General features: G+C 50.2%; 25 protein-coding genes and 2 pseudogenes. 3 read left to right on the top strand and 24 right to left on the bottom strand.

Annotation, left to right across the window (positions count from 1 at the left end):
• Positions 1 to 34: 34 nt before the first annotated feature.
• Positions 35 to 1,150 (bottom strand): IS91 family transposase, encoded by a 1,116-nt coding sequence (locus SFSGTM_RS01825; protein ID WP_162083488.1) that lies wholly within the window; start codon positions 1,148 to 1,150, stop codon positions 35 to 37.
• Positions 1,147 to 2,060, bottom strand: a pseudogene (locus SFSGTM_RS01815) (tyrosine-type recombinase/integrase). Before SFSGTM_RS01815 ends, SFSGTM_RS01825 begins: the two are co-directional and overlap by 4 nt.
• Positions 2,061 to 2,141: 81 nt before the next feature.
• Here SFSGTM_RS01815 and SFSGTM_RS01810 point away from each other — a divergent pair.
• Positions 2,142 to 3,698: a putative bifunctional diguanylate cyclase/phosphodiesterase gene (locus SFSGTM_RS01810; RefSeq protein WP_269780093.1), complete on the top strand. Its 1,557-nt coding sequence runs from the start codon at positions 2,142 to 2,144 to the stop codon at positions 3,696 to 3,698.
• 6 nt (positions 3,699 to 3,704) lie between these two features.
• Here the strand turns inward: SFSGTM_RS01810 and SFSGTM_RS01805 are convergent, their stop codons facing one another.
• Entirely contained in the window at positions 3,705 to 4,463 is a 759-nt protein-coding gene (locus SFSGTM_RS01805; protein ID WP_162083665.1) for a COG4705 family protein, read from the bottom strand.
• A 58-nt stretch (positions 4,464 to 4,521) separates the two neighbouring features.
• Positions 4,522 to 4,827 carry a PepSY domain-containing protein gene (locus tag SFSGTM_RS01800; RefSeq protein WP_162083664.1) on the bottom strand — a complete coding sequence of 102 codons (306 nt, stop codon included), beginning with the start codon at positions 4,825 to 4,827 and terminating at the stop codon, positions 4,522 to 4,524.
• Between the two features lie 182 nt (positions 4,828 to 5,009).
• Between SFSGTM_RS01800 and SFSGTM_RS01795 the strand changes: the two genes are divergently transcribed.
• On the top strand, positions 5,010 to 5,438 hold the full coding sequence (locus SFSGTM_RS01795; protein WP_162083663.1) for an EamA family transporter: 429 nt from the start codon (positions 5,010 to 5,012) through the stop codon (positions 5,436 to 5,438).
• Between the two features lie 34 nt (positions 5,439 to 5,472).
• On the opposite strand, the gene SFSGTM_RS01790 is transcribed toward SFSGTM_RS01795, so the two are convergent.
• The 4 genes from SFSGTM_RS01790 to SFSGTM_RS01775 all read right to left on the bottom strand — a co-directional run bounded on the left by SFSGTM_RS01790 (position 5,473) and on the right by SFSGTM_RS01775 (position 9,331).
• Positions 5,473 to 6,522 carry a DMT family transporter gene (locus SFSGTM_RS01790; RefSeq protein ID WP_162083662.1) on the bottom strand — a complete coding sequence of 350 codons (1,050 nt, stop codon included), beginning with the start codon at positions 6,520 to 6,522 and terminating at the stop codon, positions 5,473 to 5,475.
• 68 nt (positions 6,523 to 6,590) lie between these two features.
• On the bottom strand, positions 6,591 to 7,889 hold the full coding sequence (locus tag SFSGTM_RS01785) for an ATP-binding protein (protein WP_162083661.1): 1,299 nt from the start codon (positions 7,887 to 7,889) through the stop codon (positions 6,591 to 6,593).
• Entirely contained in the window at positions 7,886 to 8,545 is a 660-nt protein-coding gene (locus SFSGTM_RS01780; protein WP_162083660.1) for a response regulator, read from the bottom strand. The genes SFSGTM_RS01785 and SFSGTM_RS01780 overlap by 4 nt, the downstream gene beginning before the upstream one ends.
• Positions 8,546 to 8,566: 21 nt before the next feature.
• Entirely contained in the window at positions 8,567 to 9,331 is a 765-nt protein-coding gene (locus tag SFSGTM_RS01775) for a COG4705 family protein (protein ID WP_162083659.1), read from the bottom strand.
• 251 nt (positions 9,332 to 9,582) lie between these two features.
• Here SFSGTM_RS01775 and SFSGTM_RS01770 point away from each other — a divergent pair, with 251 nt between their 5' ends.
• A complete protein-coding gene (locus SFSGTM_RS01770; protein ID WP_162083658.1) occupies positions 9,583 to 10,041 on the top strand; it encodes a GNAT family N-acetyltransferase in 459 nt (152 codons plus the stop codon).
• A 54-nt stretch (positions 10,042 to 10,095) separates the two neighbouring features.
• Here the strand turns inward: SFSGTM_RS01770 and SFSGTM_RS01765 are convergent, their stop codons facing one another.
• From SFSGTM_RS01765 to SFSGTM_RS01690, 16 genes and pseudogenes are all read right to left on the bottom strand, one after another.
• Entirely contained in the window at positions 10,096 to 10,827 is a 732-nt protein-coding gene (locus SFSGTM_RS01765; protein ID WP_162083657.1) for a hypothetical protein, read from the bottom strand.
• Between the two features lie 7 nt (positions 10,828 to 10,834).
• Entirely contained in the window at positions 10,835 to 11,182 is a 348-nt protein-coding gene (locus tag SFSGTM_RS01760; RefSeq protein ID WP_198420596.1) for a mechanosensitive ion channel domain-containing protein, read from the bottom strand.
• Between the two features lie 135 nt (positions 11,183 to 11,317).
• Positions 11,318 to 12,498, bottom strand: a pseudogene (locus SFSGTM_RS01755) (IS3 family transposase); the annotation flags it as partial.
• A gap of 32 nt (positions 12,499 to 12,530) precedes the next feature.
• Complete coding sequence (locus SFSGTM_RS01750) at positions 12,531 to 13,007, bottom strand: mechanosensitive ion channel family protein (protein ID WP_162083656.1); 477 nt, start codon at positions 13,005 to 13,007, stop codon at positions 12,531 to 12,533.
• A 346-nt stretch (positions 13,008 to 13,353) separates the two neighbouring features.
• On the bottom strand, positions 13,354 to 13,857 hold the full coding sequence (locus SFSGTM_RS01745) for a TPM domain-containing protein (RefSeq protein ID WP_162083655.1): 504 nt from the start codon (positions 13,855 to 13,857) through the stop codon (positions 13,354 to 13,356).
• Between the two features lies 1 nt (position 13,858).
• Positions 13,859 to 14,692 (bottom strand): TPM domain-containing protein, encoded by an 834-nt coding sequence (locus tag SFSGTM_RS01740; RefSeq protein ID WP_162083654.1) that lies wholly within the window; start codon positions 14,690 to 14,692, stop codon positions 13,859 to 13,861.
• Positions 14,693 to 14,698: 6 nt separating this feature from the next.
• Positions 14,699 to 15,313 carry a LemA family protein gene (locus tag SFSGTM_RS01735; protein WP_162083653.1) on the bottom strand — a complete coding sequence of 205 codons (615 nt, stop codon included), beginning with the start codon at positions 15,311 to 15,313 and terminating at the stop codon, positions 14,699 to 14,701.
• A gap of 24 nt (positions 15,314 to 15,337) precedes the next feature.
• Positions 15,338 to 16,069 (bottom strand): DUF3530 family protein, encoded by a 732-nt coding sequence (locus SFSGTM_RS01730; protein ID WP_162083652.1) that lies wholly within the window; start codon positions 16,067 to 16,069, stop codon positions 15,338 to 15,340.
• A gap of 54 nt (positions 16,070 to 16,123) precedes the next feature.
• Positions 16,124 to 17,410, bottom strand: a complete 1,287-nt coding sequence (gabT, locus tag SFSGTM_RS01725; protein ID WP_174237382.1) for a 4-aminobutyrate--2-oxoglutarate transaminase — start codon at positions 17,408 to 17,410, stop codon at positions 16,124 to 16,126.
• 36 nt (positions 17,411 to 17,446) lie between these two features.
• Positions 17,447 to 18,934, bottom strand: a complete 1,488-nt coding sequence (locus tag SFSGTM_RS01720; protein ID WP_162083651.1) for an aldehyde dehydrogenase — start codon at positions 18,932 to 18,934, stop codon at positions 17,447 to 17,449.
• 21 nt (positions 18,935 to 18,955) lie between these two features.
• On the bottom strand, positions 18,956 to 20,419 hold the full coding sequence (locus SFSGTM_RS01715) for an NAD-dependent succinate-semialdehyde dehydrogenase (RefSeq protein WP_434784339.1): 1,464 nt from the start codon (positions 20,417 to 20,419) through the stop codon (positions 18,956 to 18,958).
• 19 nt (positions 20,420 to 20,438) lie between these two features.
• Positions 20,439 to 21,278 carry an ABC transporter permease gene (locus tag SFSGTM_RS01710; protein ID WP_162083650.1) on the bottom strand — a complete coding sequence of 280 codons (840 nt, stop codon included), beginning with the start codon at positions 21,276 to 21,278 and terminating at the stop codon, positions 20,439 to 20,441.
• A complete protein-coding gene (locus tag SFSGTM_RS01705) occupies positions 21,275 to 22,192 on the bottom strand; it encodes an ABC transporter permease subunit (protein ID WP_232526021.1) in 918 nt (305 codons plus the stop codon). The genes SFSGTM_RS01710 and SFSGTM_RS01705 overlap by 4 nt, the downstream gene beginning before the upstream one ends.
• On the bottom strand, positions 22,189 to 23,304 hold the full coding sequence (locus SFSGTM_RS01700; RefSeq protein ID WP_162083649.1) for an ABC transporter ATP-binding protein: 1,116 nt from the start codon (positions 23,302 to 23,304) through the stop codon (positions 22,189 to 22,191). Before SFSGTM_RS01700 ends, SFSGTM_RS01705 begins: the two co-directional genes overlap by 4 nt.
• A gap of 220 nt (positions 23,305 to 23,524) precedes the next feature.
• Positions 23,525 to 24,646 carry a polyamine ABC transporter substrate-binding protein gene (locus tag SFSGTM_RS01695; RefSeq protein WP_162083648.1) on the bottom strand — a complete coding sequence of 374 codons (1,122 nt, stop codon included), beginning with the start codon at positions 24,644 to 24,646 and terminating at the stop codon, positions 23,525 to 23,527.
• A 119-nt stretch (positions 24,647 to 24,765) separates the two neighbouring features.
• A complete protein-coding gene (locus SFSGTM_RS01690; protein WP_162083647.1) occupies positions 24,766 to 26,142 on the bottom strand; it encodes an aspartate aminotransferase family protein in 1,377 nt (458 codons plus the stop codon).
• Between the last annotated feature and the right edge of the window lie 8 nt (positions 26,143 to 26,150).

The following is a 26,150-nucleotide window of genomic DNA, read 5'->3' as shown; positions in this document are numbered from 1 at the left end:
TGCCTAGTCTGGCAGGTGGGCGGTGTGGGCTGGTTTAGCGCATGGTCTCCCACCCTGTGTCATCTGCTCTGTGTTCCCGTTTTATAGATGGGGCTGATGTGGCTAGCGGTATCGCTTTGATACGTGTGCGCACTATCTTCATCACCCCACCGCAACATTGGCAACGTATCGCTGGTCTGGGTTGCGCTGGCGGCGGATTGTTCCGTCGCCATAGGTGGGTCAGCTGTAGCTGGGTGAGTAGTTTGCTATTGGGATGCAGGTAGCCAAAGTTGCGGGCGCGGCGGTAGCCTTTGGGCAGAATGTGTTGCAGTATCAGTCGCAGGAAGGCTACACCACTCAAGGTACGGGTTTCCATTTGTTTGGTTTGGCTGTTCCGGTAACGGAAGGTGACCTGACCATGCCGGTCGGAGAGGATGTCTTTCTCCTGTATCACCCCCCGATACAGATAGCGCCCAAGGTAGATCAGAGCGTGCTGTCCAGTGCCGACGGCTTTGCAATCCACCACCCAATCGGTCGGGTAATCGTTTGGCAGGGTGAGTCCTGCTTGTCTGATGCCTGCCAGTAATTTGGCACGAAATACTTTGGCCAGGGCTTTGTGGTTAAACAGGTAGTTGCCGTGTTTATGACGCATGCGTCGCTGTTTGGGGTTAAAGGCGACAGCGGGCATGACGAGATGCACATGGGGGTGATAGTCCAGTCGGCGGTTATGGGTATGCAGTACAGTCACCGCCCCTGCGCTGCCGCGCAGCTTGTTGTCGTTTTGGCTGAAGGTGTTGACTGTTTCCCACGCGCAGCGTGTGATCAAGTCATACATGACGCGCTGATGTTGCCAGGCCAGTGTGCGCAACTGGGCGGGCACGGTGAAGGTGAGCATGAAGTAGTTGGCGGGGATGGATTTGTGTAATTGCTGGTCTATCCAGCGCTGTGATTCGTGCGCCTGGCAATGCGGGCAATGCCGATGACCGCAGGAATGTGGCAGGTAGCTGGGTGTTTGACAATCATCACAGGCAAGTTGCATCCTCGGGCTCATCTGGCTACGGCAGGTTTGAAAGGCGGTTAAGGCAGCTTGCTGGCTGGGCAATAGGTGATGACCGTGTTGTGCAAGCAGTTTAGCTGCGTAGGTTGCTACGATGTGCGCCAGTCTGATCATTTGACTTTGCCCCAATGAATGTGGAATTTCTCCATTAATTGATTAAGGCGAGTGTGTGCGCTCTGATGGCGTTGTTCGGTGAGGTGGGTGTAGCGGATGGTGGTGAGGATGGACTGGTGTCCGAGTATCTGCTGAATTTCGAGTAAATCGATGCCAGCTTCTATCAGGTGGGTGGCATAGCTGTGGCGCAGGCTGTGTGGTGTAATTCTTTTTTTAAGCCACAGTCACGGGTCACTTGACCCAAGGTGGTCTGGATACCACCACGATCCAGCGGGGTGCGTGCCAAGTGCGATTTGGCAAGACCGCCGTGTCGATTAGGAAAGAGCAAGCTTGGGTTGCGATGGGTGAGCCAGAAACGGCGCAATACCTGCAAGGTGTTCTCTGATAACGGCACCAATCGATCACGGTTGCCTTTGGCGTTGCGTACTTGCACCCGCATCCGATCCGCATCGATATCCCCTACCTGCAAGCGTAAGCCTTCGCCTAATCGTAAGCCCAGGCTGTAGAGGGTGAAGAAGAATACGCGGTAGCTCAATACGCGGGTGGCCATGAAGATTTGTTGTGCCTGGGCGACGGTAATGATGTCGGGCAGGCTATATGACTTGGGTGGTTTAACCAGATCCGCACCTGGCCAGGGTTGGCTGAGTACATGGGCATAATAGAACTTCAGTCCATACAGATCATGTTTGAGCGTACTCCATGAATGGGTATCCAGGATGCGAACAAAATAGTCGGTTAATTGTGGCTTGGTGAGCGCGTCTATCTGGTCATTAAAATACACCGCTGCGCGCCGTACGCCGTGTGAATACAAGGCGATGGTTTTAGGCTGCATGCCTCTGAGCTTGAGGCAATTCAGCAGTCGCTGGTGATTGTGCTCGAAGTGCGCGGGGATGGGTGTGGGGGCTGTCAATGTCGTCTCCTCGTGGTACAGTAATCAAAATTCCATTGCTGGGGGAGACGAAATTATGCTGCGTAATTTGATGGTTCGGGAATATTTCTCCGCGATAGCGGCTTCGTTCAACATTGGCAACAACTGGTCACCCCGGATTTGCGTCAGGAAGTACAGGCATATCTGAATAAAGCGCTTGAACACAATCTGAAAATAGAACAGGAATACTGGATAACTCGCCAAAGTGATGGATCTAAACGCTGGGTACGCAATAAGGGAATGGTCGTACTGAATGCACATAACATACCTCTCGCTATAGTCGGTACCCTGCAAGATATTACCGAACGCAGGCAGACTGAGTTGGCAATCGAAGAACTGGCTCATTTTGATCAGCTGACAGGCTTGCCCAATCGTTTATTATTAAATGACCGTTTCAAATATGCGATCAACCTGGCCCAGCGTAACAATGAACCCATAGCGGTACTATTCCTCGATCTTGATCATTTTAAAGATATCAATGACACACTAGGTCACAGCATAGGCGACAAAGTTCTGATGGAAATAGCAAATCGACTTAAGTCTGTACTGCGCGAACAAGATATTCTGTCACGCCAGGGTGGAGATGAGTTTATTCTGATCCTGCCTAACACCGATGCTGATGGTGCAGCACTGGTAGCTTCCAAGCTAATCGAAATAATTGCACTACCATGCCTTATCGAACAGCATGAATTATCCGTTACAGCATCTGTTGGCATCGCCATCTACCCCAATGACGGCACCACTCTCGAATTACTATCCAAAAATGCCGACATTGCAATGTATCGAGCCAAGAATGAGGGGCGCAACCAATTCAGTTTTTACACGCCTGAAATGCAAACACAATATGCACGTAAGTTGACTCTGGCCAATGCACTACGTCACGCATTGGAACGCAACGAATTGCAGCTGCATTACCAACCGCAATTGTCGATTAATACAGGGCATATCATCGGCGTGGAAGCCTTGCTGCGCTGGTATCACCCTGAGCTGGGAATGGTGTCACCAGCCGAGTTCATTCCTATAGCCGAAAGTAACGGACTTATTATCGCAATTGGAGAATGGGTTTTGCGTACTGCAGCACAGCAATTGAAATACTGGATAGTCAGTGGCTTTAAGCCTATGGTGATGGCAGTTAATTTATCCGCCGTACAATTCCGCCAGAGTAATTTACCAGAACTCATCACCAGCATCCTGGATGAAGTCGAGTTACCGCATCAATATTTTGAGCTTGAATTAACTGAAGCAGTGGCAATGGATAACCCACTGACTGCCATAGTCGTCATGGACAAGTTACATGATCAAGGTATCCGCATGGCCATTGATGACTTTGGCACCGGCTATTCCAGCCTGAGTTATCTAAAAAAATTCAATGTATATAAGCTTAAAATAGACCAGTCCTTTGTAAGAGACATCATTGTCGATCTTGAAGACAGAGCTATCGTAACCGCCATCATTAATTTGGCCAGCAATCTTGGTTTGCAGACTATAGCAGAAGGGGTAGAAACGGCTGAGCAACTGGACTTCCTGCGTTCACAAGGCTGCAATGAGGCTCAAGGCTACTACTTTAGCAAACCTCTGACAGCGGCTCAGTTTGAGGACTACGCAAGGGCAATGAAATAAGGATGTTCAATGCCCTTGTTTTGCTGGTTTATGCGAAAACATGAAGATAGCAATCACAATCAACGCAACTAATGTCGCCGAAGCCGAATAACGGCTTAACGCCAGCCCACCCTTACTGATAGGTTTATCCAGAAAGTCACCAACCACCGCACCAAGCGGCCGGGTAAGTATGAATGCTGCCCAAAAAAGCACGGTGTGTGAAATTCTGGTTCGGTAATACGCCACAGCAATAATCGCCAACATCGCACCAAACACAATAGCACCACCGCCATATCCGAGACCTGCCGTATCCGCCGTCCAATCACCAAGCGCCGTACCCAGCGTTTGTGAAAACATGATGGTGATCCAGTAGTACATCTCTGATTTAGGTGAGCTCACACTATCCACCGCTATCGTACCCAGTGCGCGATACCAGATAAACAGAGATGCCATCAGTAAAGTAAACAGAATTGCTGTACCACCCGCATAACCGATACCCAGCGAACGATCTGCAAAATCTGCCAGCGTCGTGCCAACTGTGGTTGTGGCAATAATGGTTGTCCAGTAAATGACAGGATGAAACTTCTTGGCAGCAATCTGCACAATGACCGCAACCATAAATATGGCCGCAAATATCCCGGTACTGAGCAGATAACCGAGACGCATGGACATGGATACTGCATCACCGCCAGTCTCACCTAACGTAGTGGCAAAAATTTTGATTATCCAGAACACCAGCGTTACCTCTGGCACCTTACTGAATATCGCTTGCTGTTTTGTATTCATTGTTCTATTCCGTTTTAGTCATTGTCAAGTTGCCGTGGCATCAAGATGTAGCCAACCATTAATCCGGATTGGCACCCTCAGCTTTGTTTTCCAATAACGCACCTGTCTGTGCATCAACGCCTACTTCCTGAGTGACCTTGCCGTTCTGAATGTCGAACGAATAGCGCAGCCCGCTACCACCAGTCTCTTTTTCCAGCTCTTCATCGGTAATTTTGCCTGGGTGAGCTTTCAATGCGATTGCACGCGCTTCAGTCATTGTCACCTTAGCATGTTTTGCCAATGCTACACCTGTATAAGCCTGCGCACTCACCGCACCCAACAACAACACCAATGCCACTGCTATTACGCTTTTATTCTGAACCATGATGGAACTCCTTTATTAAAACAGCGCAACGAAATGTTTTGCCATATTCACAGAGTAAGGGGTCAACACTTAACTAATACTTAAAAATTACGTTATTTTTTATTTAGCACCTTTCCAAATTCATTCATGAATTATCGCCGAACACCGTTAAAATATCGGCAGACCACCATGAAAGGCGCACAATGTTTAGGGAAAGCTGGGTAATCTACGCGCTAGGATCGGCATTCTTTGCCGCACTCACCGCAGTTTTTGGCAAAATCGGTGTTACCGGGCTGAACTCCAACCTGGCCACACTGATCAGAACCATCGTCATCCTCGCTATCATTGCCAGCATCGTTTCGTTGCGTAGCGAATGGCAGAAACTCGATCTGATCTCAGCACGCAGCTGGCTGTTTCTGGTGCTGTCAGGTGTAGCTACCGGGCTTTCGTGGCTATGCTACTACCGTGCCCTGCAACTGGGGCCGGTATCGAAAGTCGCACCGATAGACAAACTCAGTGTCGTGCTTGCCATCGCACTAGGTATCATATTTCTCGGGGAAAAACTGAGCTGGACTGTCGCACTGGGCGGCATGCTTATCGCAGCTGGCTCCGTCATTATTATTGCGTTCTGACTTACCCCTCTCATGCTGCCAACCTCCTGCATCGTCAATGATGATGTCGATGATGGGCATCCGGAAAATGTGCATGTTCGTGTGACAAGGGTTCATGCCGATGCGGGTGGCTATGCATGCTGCCAAGTGGCGGCTGATTATCATGATGGTGCTGATGATGCTCATCGTGGGAATGCTCGTGCTCATGTTCCATGACTTCATGGGTATGCCTGTGCACATGATGCTCCGTCAAATGCAGCCACACGCCCAGTGCCATTAGCAATCCAGCTATGATCAGTGGCAGTGTAAGTGGTTCGCCCATCAGTAATGCAAGCAGCGCGCCAAAGAACGGCGCTACAGCAAAATACGCACCTGTACGCGCTGTGCCCAAATGACGCATTGCCACCACGAACAACGTCAGGCTCACCCCATAGGCGAACAGCCCCACCACCATTGCGCCAACCACATGCGGCACAGAGGGAAATGCAGCACCCAGCCATAAAGCCAGCAGCAAATTCACGCTACCCGATACTAGACCCTTCACGGAAGCGATCCAGGTCGCATCGCTAAGTGACGCCTTGCGCGTCAGATTATTGTCGATACCCCATGCCAGGCATGCCCCCAGCACCGCCAGCATCGGCCATAGTTGCACTGCACCAGCTTGCGACGGCCAGCTTAGTACCAGCGCACCAGCGACGATAAACAGCATACCCAGCGCAATACGCCGGTCAAAATTTTCCCTGAACACAAACCACGCCAACAACGCGGTAAACACACTCTCGGCATTCAGCAACAGTGAAACGCCAGAAGCTGCCATATTCGTCAGCCCCGTCATCAACAACACAGGCGCAACCATCCCACCCATCACTACCGCGCCTGCAAACCAGGGCAGCTCGTTGCGCGGCAGGTGAACGGCGGGTGCATGGATCAGATAACGATAAAGCGTCAGGCCAATTCCCGAACCAAAATACAGCAATCCTGCCAGGAGCCACGGATCAATACCACCGAGCAACAACTTAGCCAGTGGTGTGCCTGCACCAAATAGCAATGCAGCTCCTAATGCCGCAGGTACACCCAGTTGTCGCAATCCGGCGATCCAGTTCATTTATTCAACTTTCATATTAATACGTCATACACATCATTTCATCATGGGCACGCCACAGCAAGCTTCCACTATAGGGGAAAAATAACAGTCACTACCAAACCCGAGCCCGACGAATTATCTGATAGCTCCAGATCAGCATGATGCACTGCTGCAATATTACGCACGATGGCCAGCCCCAGTCCGCTGCCAATCACTTCCGTACCTTCGCGCCGATAGAAGCGATCAAACACACGTTCACGCTCATCAGCTGGAATCCCGCTGCCATTATCAATCACCTGCAACACTGCGTGACCCGTTTCGCGCGCAACACAAAGTCGCACCTGACTTCCATCGGACGAATAGCGGATTGCGTTATCAACCAGATTGCTGATCAAAGTACGCAAATCAACCTGCTGTCCCGACACCCGAACATCAGGCTGCAACTCAAGCCGTAATTCGGTCTGGTGTGCTTCAGCTAAGGGCATAAAATCCTGAGCAACTTCATACGCTAATGCGCTTAAATCGACGTCCGTAAACTGTGCCTGCTCCAAACGTGGCTCGCTACGCGCCAGTGTCAGCAACTGTTGCACCAGATGAATACTGCGATCCACACGCTGGTTAAGTTTGGTAAAAGCAATCGTCCGCTGCTCGTCACCTGAAGTACGTTCAGTCAGTTGCAATTGCAACTTCAACGCCGTCAACGGGCTACGTAATTCATGTGCCGCATCCGCAACAAATGCCCGCTGCGACTGCATTGCCTGATCCAGACGCATGAGTAATTGATTGAGTGCTATAACCATGGGTTTAATTTCTTGTGGTAAATCCGTTTCATCCAGCGGCTGCATGGCATCGGCATGACGCGTTGCTAAAGCGGTGGTTACATCTTGCATGGGGCGCAAACTACGCCCCACTGACCACCAGATCAACCCCGCCAGCAATGGGATAAGCACAAAAAACGGCATCAACATACGCAATGCCAGCGCCGCCGCCAATTCCTCACGCACCGTCATCGGCTGCGCAACCTGAATAAATTGCCCGCGCCGCTGGGTGTTGTACAACCGCCAAGGTTGCTGCCGGTAATTCACTGTATGCAAACCCGTAGCGACATAACGGGGTAAAGCACGTGACGGATACGATACGAACAATGGCTTACCCTGCGCATCCCACACCTGAATAACATTATCTTCTTCGGGATCTTCATCATCCGCAGTTACCACTGGTAATTGGCTAGAGCCGGGCAATGACAACGCGATTTGCTTGATCTGGTAATCGAATAGCTCATTCGCCTCGTCCTGTGCCAGCAAGTACATGCTCAAGCCCGCGATACCAGTGCTGATCAGCATGCCGACGATAAGCCAGAGCAACAGACGTTGCCGGATAGAATTCATATTGCAGCCACTTTATAACCTACTCCGCGCACATTGCGTATAAAGTTGGTACCAAGCTTTTTACGCAAATGATGTATATAGACTTCCACAGCATTGCTACCAATTTCCTGATCCCAGCCGTAGAGCTTTTCTTCCAGCTCAGCCAGTGACAGCACCCGCTCGGGCGGATCGAGCAAGGCTTGCAACAGGGCAAACTCACGCGCAGACAAATTCAGCACGCTACCATTCAGAAACACCTCCCGACTTGCCGGGTTGAGTGTCACCCCGCCATATGCAATTATCGGCTGGGCACGCCCTGCCTGACGGCGTAACAGCGCACGCACGCGTGCAAACAATTCATCCAGATCAAATGGCTTGACCAGATAGTCGTCTGCTCCCGCATCCAGACCACTCACTCTGTCCGCCGTTGCATCACGCGCGGTAATAATCAGTACCGGCAACATGCCACCACGCTGCCGATACTCGCTTAACACCTGCAAGCCCTGTTTCTTCGGCAATCCCAAATCGAGCAGCAACAAATCATACACATCGTTACCCAGCGCCAGCTCGGCACTGCGCCCGTCACGTACCCAGTCTACCGCATAGTTCTCGCCCACCAGCGCCTCATGCAGGCTCTCGCCTATCATTGCATCATCTTCTACCAACAGTAAACGCATGGCTGACCTTAATCCTGATTATTACTCAGCCGAGCTGGCTGTAAGTAGTTGCTGTTTTTGCTGCATAGATAAGTATGCAATCAAAATCACTATAGCGCCAAGAAATACACCGCTGATACCGATAGTTCCAAAACCCAAACCGCCAACATTGACAGGCTGCGACAGCAGATCACCCATAGAAGCGCCAAATGGGCGAGTCAGTATGTAAGCCAGCCAGAATGCCAATACCGCGTTCAGTTTAAATCGATAATAGGCCAGTGCGATTACCGCTATAACCGAGCCAAACATCAATGCTGATATTGCATAGCCCAAAGCCATATGCTCGGCCACCAGATCACCCGCCGCTGTACCCAGCGCAAAGGTAAACAGGATGGCTGCCCAGTAAAACAATTCGCGTCTGGCTGTGTAAATGCTGTGTATAGACAAGGTTTTCTCACTCGCATACCACAACGCAAATACGACGGCTAAAGCGATGCTGAACACCACAGTAATGGTGACCAGACTCACGCCCAGATTGTCCACCAGGTTATCGGTAATCAGAGTACCCACCACACTGACCATGACTACCACCAGCCAATAACTGACAGGTACATAGCGTTTTAATTTGAACTGAATCAACAGCGCAAACACCAGCAAGCCACTCATCACCCAGGATGTATTGATCAGCCCCAGCTTCATGGTAAACGCCAGAAAATCCGCGGCCGTTTCACCGACTGTCGTGGCCATGATTTTTATTACCCAGAAAAACAGCGTGATTTCAGGCACACGGTTAAATAATTTATTCATGATATCGCCTCAAAGTATTAATTGGTTGGAGGATAAAACAGGAATACTTAACTGTTACTTAAAACCGCCACAGGGTCTGGATATCAGGTCGATACATACATCAATTTACGCACCAGATTTCATGGTAGGATGCGAAAAAATAGCAGATGCTTCATGGTTAGCTATCTACCTGTTCTGGCTGGAATTCCCCGACATCGGATGCTCCATCTTTGATTTTTTGATTTGTAACCGGATAACTTATATAAAACTTTATGACCACCATCAATACCCGAATCGCAACAATAGATGACCTTGCAGCCACGGCCACACTATTTGACGCCTATCGCCAGTTTTACGAACAAGCACCAGACCTGCCATTAGCCACGGACTTCATTCGTAACCGTATACAGAACGACGAGTCTGTTATTATTCTTGCGCTCGATGAACACCAGCAGGCTATTGGCTTCTGCCAGCTTTACCCCACCTTCTGTTCGGTAGAGGCAAAACCAATTTACACGCTTTATGACTTGTTTGTAGCGCCAGCAGCCAGACGCTCTGGCGCAGGTAAACTACTATTACAACGTGCCGAGCAGTTAGCCGTCGACAACGGTAAATCGCGCATGGATCTGACAACAGCAAAAACCAACAAACCTGCGCAAGCCGCATACGAAAAACTAGGCTGGGTCAGGGATGACATCTTTTATGCGTACAGTAAATATATTGGAACCTGAGTCAGGTGTACCAGATCATGAGTTACTTAAACAACATTACAGTAATATGAAGATTCACTTGCCTGCCACCATATACAAACGCCAGCGGACAGGAGGATGCAGCATAAGCCAGCCAGCCGATTTTGTCGTGCCAGCTAACAATTCCCGCAAACCCCGAACCGCCTCAGCCGCACCCATTGCTTGCGCCGCTTGATGATCAACCCACAATTCAAACGACCAATGCAATACCAGCCAACCTAAAAGAAACCCGCCTAAACTTAACCAGTCACGCATATCCGAAGGTGTATCAGGAAGCATCACCGTCAATATCAGCACTGGCAATATGGCAGTCAGACGATGCAGCCAGTTGCTATGCACCAGAGCACGCGCCAGCGCAAAACGTAGCCCATCAGCCCCTAAACGCTCCACCATATAAGAAGAAGTAAATATCTGGCTGTGCTGAGGCAATAACCCTGCGGTAACAATAAATGGTGCAGCATATTCGACCAGCACCACTGGGATATTAGCTAACTGAGTACGCTCAGGGTTGTTATGCAATGCTGCCAACGTTGCGTCCATCGCTACCCATAATGGTCCGTCTACCACCTCGGTGATGATGAGCGCGCGGCAAATAGCGGGGCCATACCAGAATCCTGCCAGCACCAAACCTCCCTGATACAGACTGGAGAACATTACATAGGTTGCGTTTTTGTCCCAGGAAGCTGGCGCCAACAGGCTGGGGACATAAAAAGCCAGAGAACTGAGTAACAAAAAAATCCAGGTACGTTTAGGGGAGGAAGGTATCATGCCCGCATTATCCCAGCATTTTGACTTCACGTTGCGGTACGGGGATGACTATTCCGTGCGCGGAGAATCTCTCCAGTATCGTTTTATTAACCTCGTTTACTGCCGCAACATAATCTGGCACATTCACCCACGGCGTAATACTGATCGCAATGCCAGATTCGGCAAGTCGCGAGACCCCACATACTGGCGCTGGATTCTGCAACACGCGAGAACTGGCATGCAGAATTTCCGCTATCAGACCCAAGGTCACATTGATGTCAGTTCCGTAGGCCACTTCCACCACGATATTGAGCTGTCGTATCGGCCCATAATTATGCAGTATCTCACCGACAATTTTGCGGTTAGGAATAACCACTAAAGTGGACCCCTCCGTCAAGACAATAATACGTCGAGTTTAAGAGGGTAACCTTTCATATGCAGCTGCACGGCGCTGCCCCGGTTTTGTTTCTGGTTTTCGATCTTTTTCTAACAACGCTTTTCCTGACGTAGTGAACTTGTCCACGATGCTGGCACCACCGCCACTGGCTGTTCGATAAACCTCGTCTGGTGTTTTATAACCCAGTGACTGATGGATACGTTCAGCGTTATAAAACACAAAGTATTCCGTCAATCCTAGCAGCAGTGCTGGTAATGTAGCATAGCCTTTCAAATATACGTCTTCGTGCTTGACGCTACGCCAGAGCCGTTCCACAAAGATGTTATCCAATGCCCGTCCGCGACCATCCATGCTAATCGTAATGCCGTTTTCCTTGAGTGCACCCGTAAACGCGTCACTGGTGAACTGACTGCCCTGATCAGTGTTAAATAACTCAGGTATGCCGTGCGACTGTAGTGCCTGTTCCAGACAGTCCACACAGAAGCCACTGTCCATCGTATTCGATAATCGCCATGCCAGCACTTTGCGCGAGTACCAATCTATCACTGCCACCAAATACACGAATCCTCGTGGCAGGCGCAGGTAAGTGATATCCGTACTCCACACCTGATTGGGACGGGTCACTGCGACACCTCTGAGCAGGTAAGGATAAATCTTATGCTGCGGGTGCGCACGACTGGTGTTCGGTCCTGGCGCCATGCCAGCTAACCCCAGTGTGCGCATTAATCGTTGCACTCGTTTGCGATTGATGTGGTGTCCTATGCTACTCAGGTAATGCCTAATCTTGCGGCTGCCATAAAATGGATGCCGTGTGTATTCTGTGTCTATCAACGTCAGCAATGCCAATTCTTGTTCGTCAGTGGCTTTGATCAATCTGGGCGCATAAACGCTGGATCGCGCCACACCCGCCAATGCACACTGCTGACTGAGTGCTAAAGATGTGCATTGGCTAATCCACTGCTTGCGCAGTGCTATGGGTTGATCCCGGACTTTTTTTTAAGCCAGTCCAATTCCATTTTGAGTCTGCCAATCTCGGAATACAGTCGCTCTGGACTAGCAGAGAGATCCACTGGCTTCGGGCCGCGTTTGGCATTAAACAAGCCAGCAGCTTGTTCTTGCAACTCTTTCTTCCACAATCCAACCTGGGTCGGATGCACGCCAAATTCCTGACCTATTTCGTTAACCGTCTTGACACCACGAATCGCTTCCACTGCAACCTTGGCTTTAAACTCACCCGAAAAATGCTTACGATTTGTTTCACTCACAACCCGCTCCTTTTTACAGCAGGTTACCATCTTAATTCATTGTCCAGAAATCGGGGTCCACTTTACACTTTGGATCGATCCGTATGTCCCAGTATGGTACTGAAAAGGCTGATATCGAGCACTTCGCCTTCTTCATTAGAGATGGAAATATAATCACCAACATGGAAAGGGCGGGTAAAGATAATGGTAAGACCCGAAACAAGATTACCGATAATTCCCTGCATCGCAAACGCAATCCCGGCGCCTGCCACGCCGAGGCCGGCGATGAGCGGCAATAATTCTATCCCGAGATTCTGGAGTGCCATGATGGTGAACAGCCCCAGAATCAGCACCCGCGCAATGCGCACCAGCAGAGAGATCACTGGTGATTCAAGATTCAACCGTACCAACAGCCGTTCAAGTAAGCGACCCGCCCAACGCCCCACCATATAGCCTGCAATCAGTATCGCTATTGCAACGATCAGCTTAGGACCAAACCTGATAGCCATATCGAGCAGATCAGCCTTAACCTGATTAAGTGACTGTAGTGAGTTATCCATGAAGTATCCTTTTATTGACCGTGCTAATTTGCTTGTGACTTCACGATTGATACATAGACGTACTGTAGAGTAATGACACAAACACTACAACAATCCGTCATTTATCCCTGCATTCTGCACAGATAACCACGGGCAAAGGAGTCCAGTTAGCGAAGCTAGAAGCACAGTACACGGAAGCACAACCACTATGAATAAAGACCATTTTTTCTATTACTTTGTGCACAGACTTCTGGCCACGACGGATCCACACATCTTCACTGATGACGGGGTTAGCATGATTGCATTGAACTGCGATATTTTGTGACAATGCTATATGATCCGAAATGACACAAGACATCGACTAATACTAATGCTTCACCACTACCGGCCGATTATCCAGCTCATTACGCTTTTCCCCTAACGCGGGGTAATGCTGCTGCAATAAAGCGCCCACCAAAGCCACGCCCTGCAACACCGCCGCCTCATATTGACCTTGCCGCAACAATGCTTCCATCGCCCGACACACATTTTCCCATTCGCCAGTCGCTATACGCTGGTGCATGCCGCGGTCGGCGATAATTTCCACATCATGATCAGCCATTAACAAGTAAATCAGCACGCCGTTATTGTATTCAGTATCCCATACCCGCAAATTGCCAAACACTTCCAGCGCGCGTTCGCGAGCCGTAACTCCGCGCAACAGTTCGGGCAAATCCAGCGCCCCCTCTACGGCAAAACGCAGTTCGCCAGCATGCTGCTGTTCTGTATTAAGTATGGCTGACTCGATAGCATGCATGGTACGCGCGGGAAAAGCACGATGTACTTGCCAGGGGAAATGCAGCAGATGTTTGAATACGCGTAAATAACTCATATCACCACCGCCCCGATGCGCCGCCGCCACCAAAACCGCCACCTCCGCCGCCAAACCCGCCTGAACCACCGGATCTGCCGCCACCGAAGCCACCGATCAACCCAGCCAGATTAATGCCAGAAAACACCGCAATAAATACCACCATCGCTGCCAGCCCCGCCATCAACACAGAGCCCAGCACTATCCAGCCCAATCCGCCCACAGCTGCAGCAGCCAGACCAGAGCCGACAAAACGGCCAAACACGGCACTTAGTACCTGACCGATGACAGCTGCGGCAATGACTACGACAAACAGCATGCTCATCGGATCGCGCTTGTCATTCTGAGATTGTGCTTTTGGTGGTGGCAAAGGCTCACCATCTACCAGTTTGATGAGCTGAGTAACCCCTGCCTGTATGCCTCCAGCAAAATCATTTTGTTTGAAATATGGCACAATGGTCTCGGCGATAACACGTTTGGCAATTGCATCGGGGATAACGCCTTCCAGACCGTAACCTACCTCAATCCGCAACGTTCGGTCATTTTTGGCAATGATTAACAGCACACCGTCATCCACACCCTTACGCCCCAGCTTCCACGTTTCCACCACCCGCAAACTATATTGCTCTATCGCTTCCGGCTGAGTGGTTGGCACGATGAGCACGGCCAGCTGGCTACCTTTGCGCTGTTCCAGCGCTTGCAACTGCTGCTCGATATTGGCCACCTGAGCCGACGTCAGGGTATTGGTAAGGTCGGTTACACGTGCCTTGAGCACTGGCACAGCCACCTCCGCCAGTGCGGGGGTGAGCCACGACACCACCAGCAGAGCCAGCAGCGCGACCAGCCAGCGTTTCATAGTCAACTATTGTGCTGGTGCTGGACTGGTTGGCGCGCCAAAATCAACCTTGGGCGCAGTGGAGATTTCTTTTTCGTTGTCCACGGTAAAATTGGGTTTCACCTTATAGCCAAATGCCATCGCAGTGAGGTTGCTGGGGAACTGGCGCACGGTGTTGTTATAGACCTGCACCGCTTCGATATAGCGTTTACGTGCGACAGTAATGCGGTTTTCAGTACCTTCCAGTTGCGCCTGCAAGTCGCGGAATACACCATCAGCCTTTAACTGTGGATAGTTTTCGGTAACCAACATCAGGCGTCCCAGCGAGCTGCTCATATCACGCTGCGCTGCCTGAAATTTGGCAAATGCTTCAGGGTCATTGATCAGTTCAGGCGTAGCCTGTATCTGTCCGACACGAGCACGTGCTGCGGTGACTTCGGTAAGCACGTCTTTTTCATGGGACGCATAGCCCTTTACTACATTAACCAGATTTGGCACCAGATCAGCGCGACGCTGATATTGATTAAGCACTTCAGCCCAGCTGGCTTTTACCTGCTCATCACTGCTCTGAAAAGTATTATAGCCGCAGCCACTCAGGCTCAAAGTCAATAACACCATGAGGAACATCATCCAGTTACGCATAGCCTTAACTCCTTAATTATTTTATTAAAATCGCTGATCCAGGTATTTTGCAACTGCATCAATTAACTGCGCATCCATATTATCGAAAAAATGATCGGCATGCGCTACTCGCTGTTGGGTTGATCCCGCCTTGCCTTGCAATGATGCTAGACGGGCACGGGCTGTTTTCAGCACCGCAGGCAAATCATTCTCACCATACAAATCCAGCACTGGCACGCTGATCTTACTATAGTTAACAGAGTCAGGCATGCCGATAGCCACCCAGACTTGCACTGCCGCATCAGGTTTGCCAGTCATGTACTTGGCACTCATACGCGACCCCAAGCTATGCGACACCAGTCCAATTTTGGTATAGCCCTTGGCCTTGAGGAAATCCACAGCAATTTGCAAGCGCTGCACAGCATCCGGAAAAGTCGCCAAATATGCACTCTCATTAGCGCTACTCGCTAATACTGGCATTTGTACCGACAAGGTAGTGTATCCATGATCTGGCAGTTCACTGCGCAACACGCCTATCAAGCCCCAATCCGGATTAATGCCCCGCCCATGAACGATCACCAGTGCTGCCTTGGCATCTTTAACAGGTGTGTAGATCGTTAAAAATTTATGCCCATCAGCCTGTTCCAGATAAACCGGATCACCCACCACTACACCAGGCACAACTTCATCCGCCCATTTCTGTTCGCGTGCATAATCAGCAGCGAAAGTGAGATCGCTTATTAACAGCAACACGATTAACCATAATGTACGTTTCATTTTCATCTTCACCATGCGTACTAGATGATTAAAGCATACGCTAAAACAAGTCGTTCAGGCGCTCGCTTTTGCCAAAGCACGACCCAGTATCTCCAGCGCCTCATCAAAAATTGTATCTTCCGTAGTTAACGGATAGAGGAAGCGCATGACGTTGCCATAAACACCGCAAGTGAGCAGGATCAACCCTTCATCCAGCGCGGCCTGCTGCACACGTTTGACCGCATCGGGCGAAGGCTCGCCAGTGGCTGGATCTATGAATTCAGCGGCAATCATCGAACCCAGACCGCGCACTTCTTTTAATGCCGGCACGGTCGCCTGTGCAGCCTGCAGGAAGGCGGTAAGTTTCTGTCCGAGCACATTGGAGCGTTCTACCAGTTGCTCCTGCTCGATGATGTCTATCACTGCGTGCGAGGCCGCTATTGCCAGCGGATTACCAGCGTAGGTACCGCCCAGACCACCCGGCAATGGGCCATCCATCACTTCGGCCTTGCCGCACACTGCGGACAAAGTCATGCCGCCCGCCATGCTCTTGGCGATGGTCATGATGTCGGGTAGCACAGCATAATGTTCAGCAGCAAACAGCTTGCCAGTACGGCCAAAACCAGTCTGCACTTCATCAAAAATCAGCAAGATGCCGTGCTGGTCGCAAATCTGGCGCAGTGCAATCATCAATTCTGGTGGCGCAACATAGAAGCCGCCCTCACCCTGCACTGGTTCAATAATAATCGCAGCAACCCGTTGCGGATCAACATCGGCTTTAAACAATGTCTGTATAGCATGCAGCGCGTCATCAACGCTGACACCATGCAGTGCCATCGGAAATGGCACATGGTAAATTTCCGACGGGAACGGCCCGAAGCCAACCTTGTATGGCACAACCTTACCAGTCAACGCGCAGCCCATCATGGTACGGCCGTGAAAGCCGCCGGAAAAAGCGATGATGCCGGAACGACCGGTACTTGCGCGCGCAATTTTAATGGCATTCTCAACAGCTTCTGCGCCACTAGAAAAAAATGCGCTCTTCTTAGGGTAATCACCGGGAGTCAGCGCGTTGATACGTTCAGCCAGCGTGACATAGCTCTCGTACGGCAGCACCTGATAACAGGTATGGGTGAAGCGCTGGAGCTGCTCCGCTATGGCCGCCACCATACGTGGATGACGATGGCCAGTATTGAGTACGGCAATGCCACCAGCAAAATCGATATAACGTTTGCCTTCCACGTCCCATACTTCGGCATTCAGGGCTCGGTCGATATAGAAACCTGCCATCACGCCGATACCACGTGGGGTAGCAGCTAAACGACGTTGATGAAGATCGGCGTTACTGATAGACGTATCCATATTATTTTCTTTCATCCAGTTATTATTGACTGAGTACTAAGCGAGGCTAATCCAGGTTGTTTTCAGTTCAGTATATTTTTCCAGCGCGTGCAGCGATTTATCACGACCGTTACCAGACTGCTTGAAACCGCCGAACGGCACGGTAATATCGTCTTCATCGTAACTATTGACGTGCACTGTACCTGCGCGCAATGCTCGTGCTACCAGATGCGCGCGGGAAATATCGCGCGTCCATACTGCGGCGGCAAGACCGTAGCTGGTATCGTTGGCGATGCGGATCGCTTCTTCCTGCGTGTCGAAGGTGATAATGGACAGCACCGGGCCGAAGATCTCCTCATTAGCAATAATCATTTCATTAGTCACATTGTCGAATATGGTCGGTGCCACATAATAACCGCCAGTCTCGGTACGCACGCGTTCGCCGCCGCAACATAATTTGGCACCCTGCTGCTTGCCTGCTGCGATATATTTGAGCACGTTATCCATCTGTCCCTGATCGACCAGCGCGCCCATCTTGGTATTCGGATCAAGCGGATCGCCCGGCATGTGTTTAGGCGAATGCTGCTTTAATTTCTCTACAAACTCGTCACGGATGGAACGCTCGACCAGCAGACGTGACGGTGCGTTGCAGCTCTCGCCCTGATTGTAAAAAATCGATCCGGCAGCCGCTGCAACCGCTTTGTCCAAATCTGGACAGTCGGCAAACACGATATTGGGCGATTTACCACCGAGCTCGCACCATGCGCGCTTAAGGTTGCTCTCGCCTGCCATAACCTGAATCTTTTTGCCTACCCCGGTCGAACCTGTAAACGCAATGCAGTCTACATCCATATGCAAAGCCATCGGTGAACCGGCTTCTGCGCCAAAACCTGGCACCACGTTGAATACACCTGCTGGGATACCTGCCTCTAGTGCCAGATCACCCAGGCGCAACGCCGTCAGCGGAGACTTTTCCGAAGGTTTCAATACCACGCTGTTACCTGCTACCAGTGCCGGAGCGATCTTCCATGACGCCATCAGCATAGGATAATTCCACGGCACGATGGCAGCGACCACACCAATCGCTTCACGCGTAATCAGCGCCAGGGTGTTGCCGTCTGTCGGTGCAATCTCGTCATATACTTTATCGATGGCTTCACCGAACCAGCGCAGGGTGTTGGCTGATCCCGGTACGTCAGTATTCATGCTGGCAGTAATGGGTTTACCCATGTCCAGCGTTTCCAACAGTGCCAGTTCCTCACGGTTAGCCATTACCAGATCAGCAAAGCGGATCATGGTGCGCTTGCGCTCGGCTGGTGACTTTCCTGCCCAACGCCTGTCCTCAAATGCGGCACGCGCCGCAGCTACCGCCAGATCAATATCAGCCTGACGGCAACGCGCAACGTCTGCCAGCTTACGCCCGTCTATCGGCGACATGCACTCGAAACTGCCGCCATCTGCGGCATTGACACGCTGACCGTTTATCAGGGCGCGACCATCTATAGTTAATGCAGCGGCACGGGCGTGCCAGTCAATAGTATTCATTTCACATCCTCAGTTTTTTACTTATAACCCAGCCATGGCAACGTACTTGATTTCCAGATATTCATCGATGCCGTGATGTGATCCCTCGCGCCCCAGACCTGACTGCTTGACGCCGCCGAACGGCGCGACTTCGTTAGAAATGATGCCGGTATTAACACCGACCATGCCATATTCCAGCGCTTCTGCTACACGCCAGATGCGACCAATGTCACGACTAAAGAAATACGAAGCCAGACCAAATTCAGTACGATTGGCCAACTCTATCACTTCATCGTCAGTCTTGAAGCGGAACAGCGGCGCTACCGGACCAAATGTTTCCTCACCAAATACCAGTGAGTCAGGACTGACATCAGCCAGCACGGTAGGCTCGTAGAATGTACCACCCAGCGAATGACGCTTGCCGCCGGATACCAGTCGCGCACCTTTGGCTATGGCATCAGCGACATGACTTTCAACTTTGGCCAGCGCTGCATCATCGATCAGCGGCCCTTGGGTGACACCGTCAACGAAACCATCACCTACCTGTAATTGCGCTACACGATCTGCCAACTTTTGCGCAAAAGTATCGAACACACCATCCTGCACAAATAGACGATTTGCGCACACACAAGTCTGGCCGGCATTGCGGTATTTGCTGGCAATGGCGCCTTCCACGGCGGCATCCAGATCGGCATCGTCGAACACGATAAATGGTGCATTGCCACCTAGTTCCAATGATAGTTTCTTGATGGTATCTGCGCTCTGGCGCATCAGGATACGCCCGACTTCGGTTGATCCGGTAAATGACAGCTTGGTCACTACCGGGCTGGCACAAATAGCGGCACCGATTTCACGTGCATCGCCAGTAATGACCTGAAATACGCCAGCCGGGATACCCGCTTCTTCGGCCAGCACCGCCAGTGCCAGTGCAGATAACGGCGTCTGTTCCGCAGGCTTGACTATCATCGTACAACCAGCGGCCAGAGCTGGTGCTGCCTTGCGTGTAATCATCGCAGTCGGGAAATTCCACGGTGTAATGGCAGCAGTCACGCCTATCGGTTGTTTTAGCACCAGCAAGCGGCGATCACCCAGTGGCGCAGGTATCACTTCGCCATATACACGCTTGGCCTCTTCGGCAAACCATTCAATAAAACTGGCGCCATAAGCTATCTCACCACGCGCTTCAGCCAGTGGTTTGCCTTGTTCGGCGGTCAGTATGCGCGCCAGATCTTCCTGATGCTGCATGATGAGCGCAAACCATGTTTTCAGTCGCGCCGACCTGTCTTTGGCAGTCAGTGTGCGCCACTGTTTCTGCGCCACAGCGGCGGCAGCAATAGCGCGTTCGGTTTCCACGCGTCCCATGCGCGGTACTTGTGCAATCATGACGCCCGTTGCTGGGTTATACACAGCAAAATACTCACCTGAATCTGCAGCGACCCATGAGCCAGCCAGTAAAGCGGCATTTTGCTTGAGTAATGCGGGGTAGTTTAATTCTAGAGTCATCATCTTTTTTATCTGCGGTAAATTAAGCTGTTTGATTATTTTCGCTATATGCCAATGCAACTTCCCGTTGGCGCTGTTTTGAAATCCGTGACTGATAAATACTGAATGCCACCACGGCTATCGTGACTGTCGCTATCATCACCGTCGCCGCCGCGTTGATAGAGGGATTCAAGCCTAACCGCGCCCTTGAGAAAATTACCATAGGCAATGTTGAATACCCCGGACCAGACAAGAACGATGACAACACTACGTCATCAAATGACAGGGTGAAAGTCAGCAAAAAAGCGGATACCAGAGCAGGTACCAACAGCGGCAAGGTAATTAAGCGAAATACCTGAAATGGTTTGCATCCCAGATCCATCGCAGCTTCGTCCAGCGTACCGTCCATTTCATGCAAGCGTGCTTTAATAACAACCGCAGCATATGCTGTACCTAACAAGGCATGCCCCAGTAAAATAGTGAACAGGCCACGTTCAGGGAAACCCAGCCAGTTCTGTACTGAAACCAGCATTAATAACAGTGACAAACCAACAATGACATCCGGCATAACCAGCGGTGAACTGGACATGGATGACAGCAGAGTACGGCCCGCAAAACGATGATAGTGATGCAACACAAATGCGGTGAATGTACCAAAGAACACCGAAATCAGCGCCGAGTAGAAAGCAACTCTCAAAGATAACCCCACCGCGCTAATCAAATCATCATCAGCTGCCAGCGCGATATACCATTTCACGCTAGCGTGACTCCAGACTGTGACCAGCGGGGAGGAATTAAATGAATATATCACCAAGGTAACAATAGGCAGATATAAAAACACATATACCGCTATCAGCCAGGCCCTACCAAACTTGCTATTCATCCTTTAGCCTCCGTTTGATCAGCCTGATATTTATTAAAGATCGCCATGGGCAGCAAAATCAGCAATATCATCACCACCGCAACGGCCGATGCCATCGCCCAGTCGTTGTTGCTGAAGAATTCATCCCACAACACGCGACCTATCATCAAGGTATCCGAACCGCCCAACAACTCAGGAATCACATACTCGCCCAATGCTGGAATAAACACCAGCATCGAACCTGCAATAATCCCAGCTTTGGACAGCGGCACGGTAATCAGCCAGAAAGTTTTAAATGGGCTGGCACCCAAGTCTGCAGCTGCCTCCAGATAACGCACATCCAGCTTGGATAAATTGGCATACAGCGGCAAGATCATGAATGGCAGATAGGAATACACCATGCCTATCATCAGTGAAGTCGAGGTATTCATAATCTGGAATGGGGTATGAATAATACCTAATCCCATCAATACATTATTGAACACACCATCATTCACCAATAGCGTTTTCCAGGCATAAATACGGATTAAAAACGAAGTCCAGAATGGCAGCATGATGAGCATTAGCAACATAGGTTGCAAATGCGCCGGGGAACGCGCCATGAAATACGAAAATGGATAGGCAATCGCCAGACAAATCAGTGTAGTTGCCAGCGCATATTTAATCGATGACACAAAGGTATCGAAATAAAGCGGGTCAGTACCCAGAAACAAGTAATTGGAAAAATTCAGCTTAATGGTGAGCCAGCCATCACTGGTCGTGAACATACTGGAAACCTCGGTAGTTTCCATTTCCGACAGACTGATTTTGAGTATGATGAGCAAGGGCACCAGCGCCAGCATCACAAACCAGAAATATGGCACGCCTATCACCAACTGACGACCGTTAATATAACGCCGCAGGTAGCTATACATATCAGTCAGTTTCGTTATCATTGTGACAGCACCACCATCGCCAGATCATGCCAGCTCGCATAAGCCCGGTCACCCCAGGTCAGCCCACAACTTAAATCCCGCGTGCTATTCAGCTCCTGTGCTTTTAAGATCATGCCGCTAGCCAGTTGCAGGTGATAGGTCGTATAGGCGCCAAAATAGGCTATCTCGACAACTTCACCTTCGCACCAGTTGTATTCACCTGTAGGGCGCTCCTTGGACAGCAGTATTTTTTCTGGCCGCAATGCAACACCCACTGCCATGCCTGTGGTGCCACTGATACCATGCCCGACATAATGTACACATTCGGCACTGCGCACGGTGACGTGATCCGGCTCATCCTCTTCGAGGATGCCTTCAAACATATTCACATTACCAATAAAATCCGCCACCTGGCGGCTATTGGGTATTTCATAGACTGCATCTGGCGAACCTACTTGCAGGAAATAGCCTTCGCTCATCACCGCGATACGCGAAGCCATGGTCATTGCTTCTTCCTGATCATGCGTCACCAGCACGCAAGTTACACCAACTTCTTCGATAATATTGACTAACTCAAACTGGGTTTTTTCCCGCAGTTTTTTATCCAGTGCACCTAATGGCTCATCCAGCAGTAATAATTTTGGACGTTTTGCCAGACTGCGCGCCAATGCCACCCGCTGTTGCTGTCCGCCAGATAATTGATGTGGTTTGCGTTTGGCAAACTTATTCAGCTGCACCAAGCTCAACATAGATTCAACACGCTCCGCCACGTCGGCTTTAGCCATGCCGTCACGACGCAGACCAAAGGCTATATTGTCCCAAACTGTCAAATGCGGAAATAACGCATAAGACTGAAACATCATGTTAATAGGCCGCTGATAGGGAGGCAGGTGCGTAATGTCCTGCCCCGCCAAAAATATTTTCCCTTCTGTAGGGGTTTCAAATCCTGCCAGCATGCGTAATAAAGTGGATTTACCACAACCCGAGCCACCCAACAGTGCGAATATTTCGCCCGTCGCAACCGTAAGCGAAACGTTATCTACTGCCTTGACCGTACCGTCAAAGACTTTGGTCAGCCCTTCTACCCGTAGCAAATCTTCGCGTGCAAATCTGGCCTTTGGCGCTGTTGCCATAAATCCCCCTGATTACGTGAACAACAATGTTAGTGAACGCCCGCTGCTGATATCAGCAGGCGTTTTTTACCAAATTGAGACCTTTGCACGATGTAGCGAGCGCAGTTCAGATGAGGCGGAAATCAGCGAAAAAGCGGAATGTACAAGTGGTACATGAGCATTTTGAGTTGATTTCCAACGACATATGAACAAGCGCAGTAATCGTGCAATGATCTCAAAATTACAGACCTGATTTGAAACGTGTAAACAAACGAGTCATAACACGACGAGTGTTGTTATCTACAGTACCCGGTGCAACCAGCTTGGCAATATCCTCATCCGACAAGAAGATGGATTTGTTATTGCGTATCTCAGCATCAACATAAGGTGTTGCTGCGCGATTCGGGTTAGCATAAGTCACTTCATTAGTAATTGCCGCCACAACTTTAGGCTGCAACACGTAATTCATAAATTTAAGCGCGTTACCTGGATGAGGCGCATCTGCTGGAATTGCCATGGTATCCATAAACATCAGACCACCATCTTTTGGCACCAGCGCCACGATATTCTGCGGTGATTTATTATCTTGAGATTTCTTACGCGCCAGATTGAAATCACCTGCCCAACCATAAGCGACGCAAATAGAACCACTGGCCAATTCATCTATCTGACCACCTGAATTGAAGCGCTTGATATCTGGTCGTATCTTTTTCATCATGTCGTACGCTGCGTTATAATCTGCGGCGTTGTTGCTGTATGGATCCTTACCCATATAATGCAGCGCTGCAGGAAACACATCGGAAGCGGTATCAAGGAAAGTAATACCACAGGTTTTCAGTTTGTCGGCATATTTAGGATTGAACACGAGTTCCCAGACATTGTCTGGCATTGGGGTAGTACCCAGCGCTTTTTTAACTTTATCTACGTTAATACCTACCGTGTTATAACTCCACATCCAGTCGATCAGATACTGGTTACCCGGATCAACTTGCGCCAGCTGTTTGAGCAGACCGGTATCGAGGTTACCGTAGTTGGTCAGCTTGGATTTATCCAGCTTCTGGAACAAACCGCCTGCGATTTGCAGCTTTGCCCAGTTGGAAGAAGGTACAACAATATCGTAGCCTGTTTTTTTAGCGATGAGTTTAGCGTGCAGAATTTCATTGCTGTCAAACACGTCATAACGGACTTTGATGCCAGTTTCTTTTTCAAAGTTTTTGATTGTATCTGGTGCAATATAATCAGACCAGTTGTAGATATTCAGCACTTTCTCTTCTTCTTTGGCATTAGCCGTGGTAACCAATCCTGCCGCCACCACTACACATGTCAACACTGCGAGCAAACGTTTACTGTATAACGATTTCATTCAAACTCTCCTTTAAAGTCACTTTTAGCCAAGATTAAATAAAGACCCACCAACTTCACTACTCATGCAAAAATTATGCGAGACCGTACAAGCAGTGCGGTCAAATAATCTTATCATGTTCAATCCATATATCCGCGCTCTTTCAACTCCTGCAATGTCGCATCCAGACATAGCCGTATCAGTCTGACCATTTCATCAATCTGCTCTTTAGTCATTGCCAGCGGCGGCGCAACTATCATACGATCACCCACTGCACGCATGATCAAACCATGGGCAAAACAATGCTTGCGGCAAATCATGCCCACTTCCAGGTCTTCATCGAATGCCAGATGTTGATGTTTATCTTTCATCAACACCAAGCCGGCGACCATGCCAAAGGTTTCTGCCCCAGCAACTAGCGGATGTTCAGCCAATGCTGCAAAACAGTGCGCCAAGTGCGGACCCGTTTCATCACGCACGCGCTCAACCAAGCCCTCTTTTTCAATAAGATCGAGGTTCGCCAGCGCGACAGCACAGGCGACAGGATGGCCAGAATAGGTATAACCGTGATTAAACTCCCCACCCTTTTCTATCAACACTTCGGCCACACGTTTGCCAACCACCACGCCGCCCAGCGGGATATACCCGGAAGTCACACCCTTGGCAAAAGTCATTAAATCCGGTTTGGCGCCCATTAATTCCGAACCGAACCATGCACCCAGACGCCCAAAGCCACAGATGACTTCATCGCATATCAGCAAAATGCCGTACTTATCGCAAATACGCTGTATCTCTGGCCAGTATGTTTTCGGCGGGATAATCACGCCACCAGCACCCTGCACTGGTTCACCGATGAATGCAGCAACCTTGTCTGCACCAACCTCCAGTATTTTCTGTTCCAGCCAGCCAGCGGCTTCAATACCGAATGCATCTTTGTCCTGATCGGGTGCCAGCCCAAAGTGATAAGGCTGCTCTATATGCACAATACCCGGTATCGGCAATCCACCCTGCGCATGCATGCCAGACATGCCACCCAGCGAAGCGCCGCACATGGTCGAGCCATGATAGGCATTCTTACGACTAATAATCACACTGCGCTCAGGCTGACCCAGGGTCGTCCAGTAATGCCGCACCATACGCACTATGGTGTCATTGGATTCCGAACCTGACGAACCAAACAGCACATGAGAGTAGCGCTCACCCGCCAATTTGATAATACGGTCGGCCAGTTGCACAGCGGGCACGTTGGTGGTCTGAAAAAAGCTGTTGTAATACGGCAGCACTTCCATCTGCTTTACGGCAGCCTCAACCAGCTCTTTGCGACCATAGCCTACGTTGACACACCACAGTCCCGACATCCCATCCAATATCTTGTTACCTTCCGAATCCCAGATATATACGCCTTCACCCCGGGTGATGACGCGCGCGCCTTTTTCTGCCAACGCCTTATGATCGGTGAATGGGTGCATGTAGTGGGCTGAATCCAGCGCCTGTATTTCGCTCGTGGTGAGTGGCATAATGTTCT

It is taken from the genome of Sulfuriferula nivalis, assembly GCF_009937995.1.
GTDB classification, from domain to species: domain Bacteria; phylum Pseudomonadota; class Gammaproteobacteria; order Burkholderiales; family Sulfuriferulaceae; genus Sulfuriferula; species Sulfuriferula nivalis.
Note: the sequence above shows the minus strand (reverse complement) of the source record. Positions and strands in the feature narration are given on the sequence as shown.

Excerpts from the sequence above, each read along its gene's own strand:
- SFSGTM_RS01805 (WP_162083665.1), bottom strand. The coding sequence starts at position 4,463 with ATGAATACAAAACAGCAAGCGATATTCAGTAAGGTGCCAGAGGTAACG.
- SFSGTM_RS01720 (WP_162083651.1), bottom strand. The coding sequence starts at position 18,934 with ATGAATACTATTGACTGGCACGCCCGTGCCGCTGCATTAACTATAGAT.
- SFSGTM_RS01750 (WP_162083656.1), bottom strand. The coding sequence starts at position 13,007 with ATGGATAACTCACTACAGTCACTTAATCAGGTTAAGGCTGATCTGCTC.
- SFSGTM_RS01785 (WP_162083661.1), bottom strand. The coding sequence starts at position 7,889 with ATGAATTCTATCCGGCAACGTCTGTTGCTCTGGCTTATCGTCGGCATG.
- SFSGTM_RS01700 (WP_162083649.1), bottom strand. The coding sequence starts at position 23,304 with ATGGCAACAGCGCCAAAGGCCAGATTTGCACGCGAAGATTTGCTACGG.
- SFSGTM_RS01740 (WP_162083654.1), bottom strand. The coding sequence starts at position 14,692 with ATGAAACGCTGGCTGGTCGCGCTGCTGGCTCTGCTGGTGGTGTCGTGG.
- SFSGTM_RS01715 (WP_434784339.1), bottom strand. The coding sequence starts at position 20,419 with ATGATGACTCTAGAATTAAACTACCCCGCATTACTCAAGCAAAATGCC.
- SFSGTM_RS01705 (WP_232526021.1), bottom strand. The coding sequence starts at position 22,192 with ATGATAACGAAACTGACTGATATGTATAGCTACCTGCGGCGTTATATT.
- SFSGTM_RS01770 (WP_162083658.1), top strand. The coding sequence starts at position 9,583 with ATGACCACCATCAATACCCGAATCGCAACAATAGATGACCTTGCAGCC.
- SFSGTM_RS01730 (WP_162083652.1), bottom strand. The coding sequence starts at position 16,069 with ATGAAACGTACATTATGGTTAATCGTGTTGCTGTTAATAAGCGATCTC.
- SFSGTM_RS01765 (WP_162083657.1), bottom strand. The coding sequence starts at position 10,827 with ATGATACCTTCCTCCCCTAAACGTACCTGGATTTTTTTGTTACTCAGT.
- SFSGTM_RS01735 (WP_162083653.1), bottom strand. The coding sequence starts at position 15,313 with ATGCGTAACTGGATGATGTTCCTCATGGTGTTATTGACTTTGAGCCTG.
- SFSGTM_RS01825 (WP_162083488.1), bottom strand. The coding sequence starts at position 1,150 with ATGATCAGACTGGCGCACATCGTAGCAACCTACGCAGCTAAACTGCTT.
- SFSGTM_RS01800 (WP_162083664.1), bottom strand. The coding sequence starts at position 4,827 with ATGGTTCAGAATAAAAGCGTAATAGCAGTGGCATTGGTGTTGTTGTTG.
- SFSGTM_RS01790 (WP_162083662.1), bottom strand. The coding sequence starts at position 6,522 with ATGAACTGGATCGCCGGATTGCGACAACTGGGTGTACCTGCGGCATTA.
- SFSGTM_RS01775 (WP_162083659.1), bottom strand. The coding sequence starts at position 9,331 with ATGAATAAATTATTTAACCGTGTGCCTGAAATCACGCTGTTTTTCTGG.
- SFSGTM_RS01690 (WP_162083647.1), bottom strand. The coding sequence starts at position 26,142 with ATGCCACTCACCACGAGCGAAATACAGGCGCTGGATTCAGCCCACTAC.
- SFSGTM_RS01695 (WP_162083648.1), bottom strand. The coding sequence starts at position 24,646 with ATGAAATCGTTATACAGTAAACGTTTGCTCGCAGTGTTGACATGTGTA.
- SFSGTM_RS01710 (WP_162083650.1), bottom strand. The coding sequence starts at position 21,278 with ATGAATAGCAAGTTTGGTAGGGCCTGGCTGATAGCGGTATATGTGTTT.
- SFSGTM_RS01780 (WP_162083660.1), bottom strand. The coding sequence starts at position 8,545 with ATGCGTTTACTGTTGGTAGAAGATGATGCAATGATAGGCGAGAGCCTG.
- SFSGTM_RS01795 (WP_162083663.1), top strand. The coding sequence starts at position 5,010 with ATGTTTAGGGAAAGCTGGGTAATCTACGCGCTAGGATCGGCATTCTTT.
- gabT (WP_174237382.1), bottom strand. The coding sequence starts at position 17,410 with ATGGATACGTCTATCAGTAACGCCGATCTTCATCAACGTCGTTTAGCT.
- SFSGTM_RS01745 (WP_162083655.1), bottom strand. The coding sequence starts at position 13,857 with ATGAGTTATTTACGCGTATTCAAACATCTGCTGCATTTCCCCTGGCAA.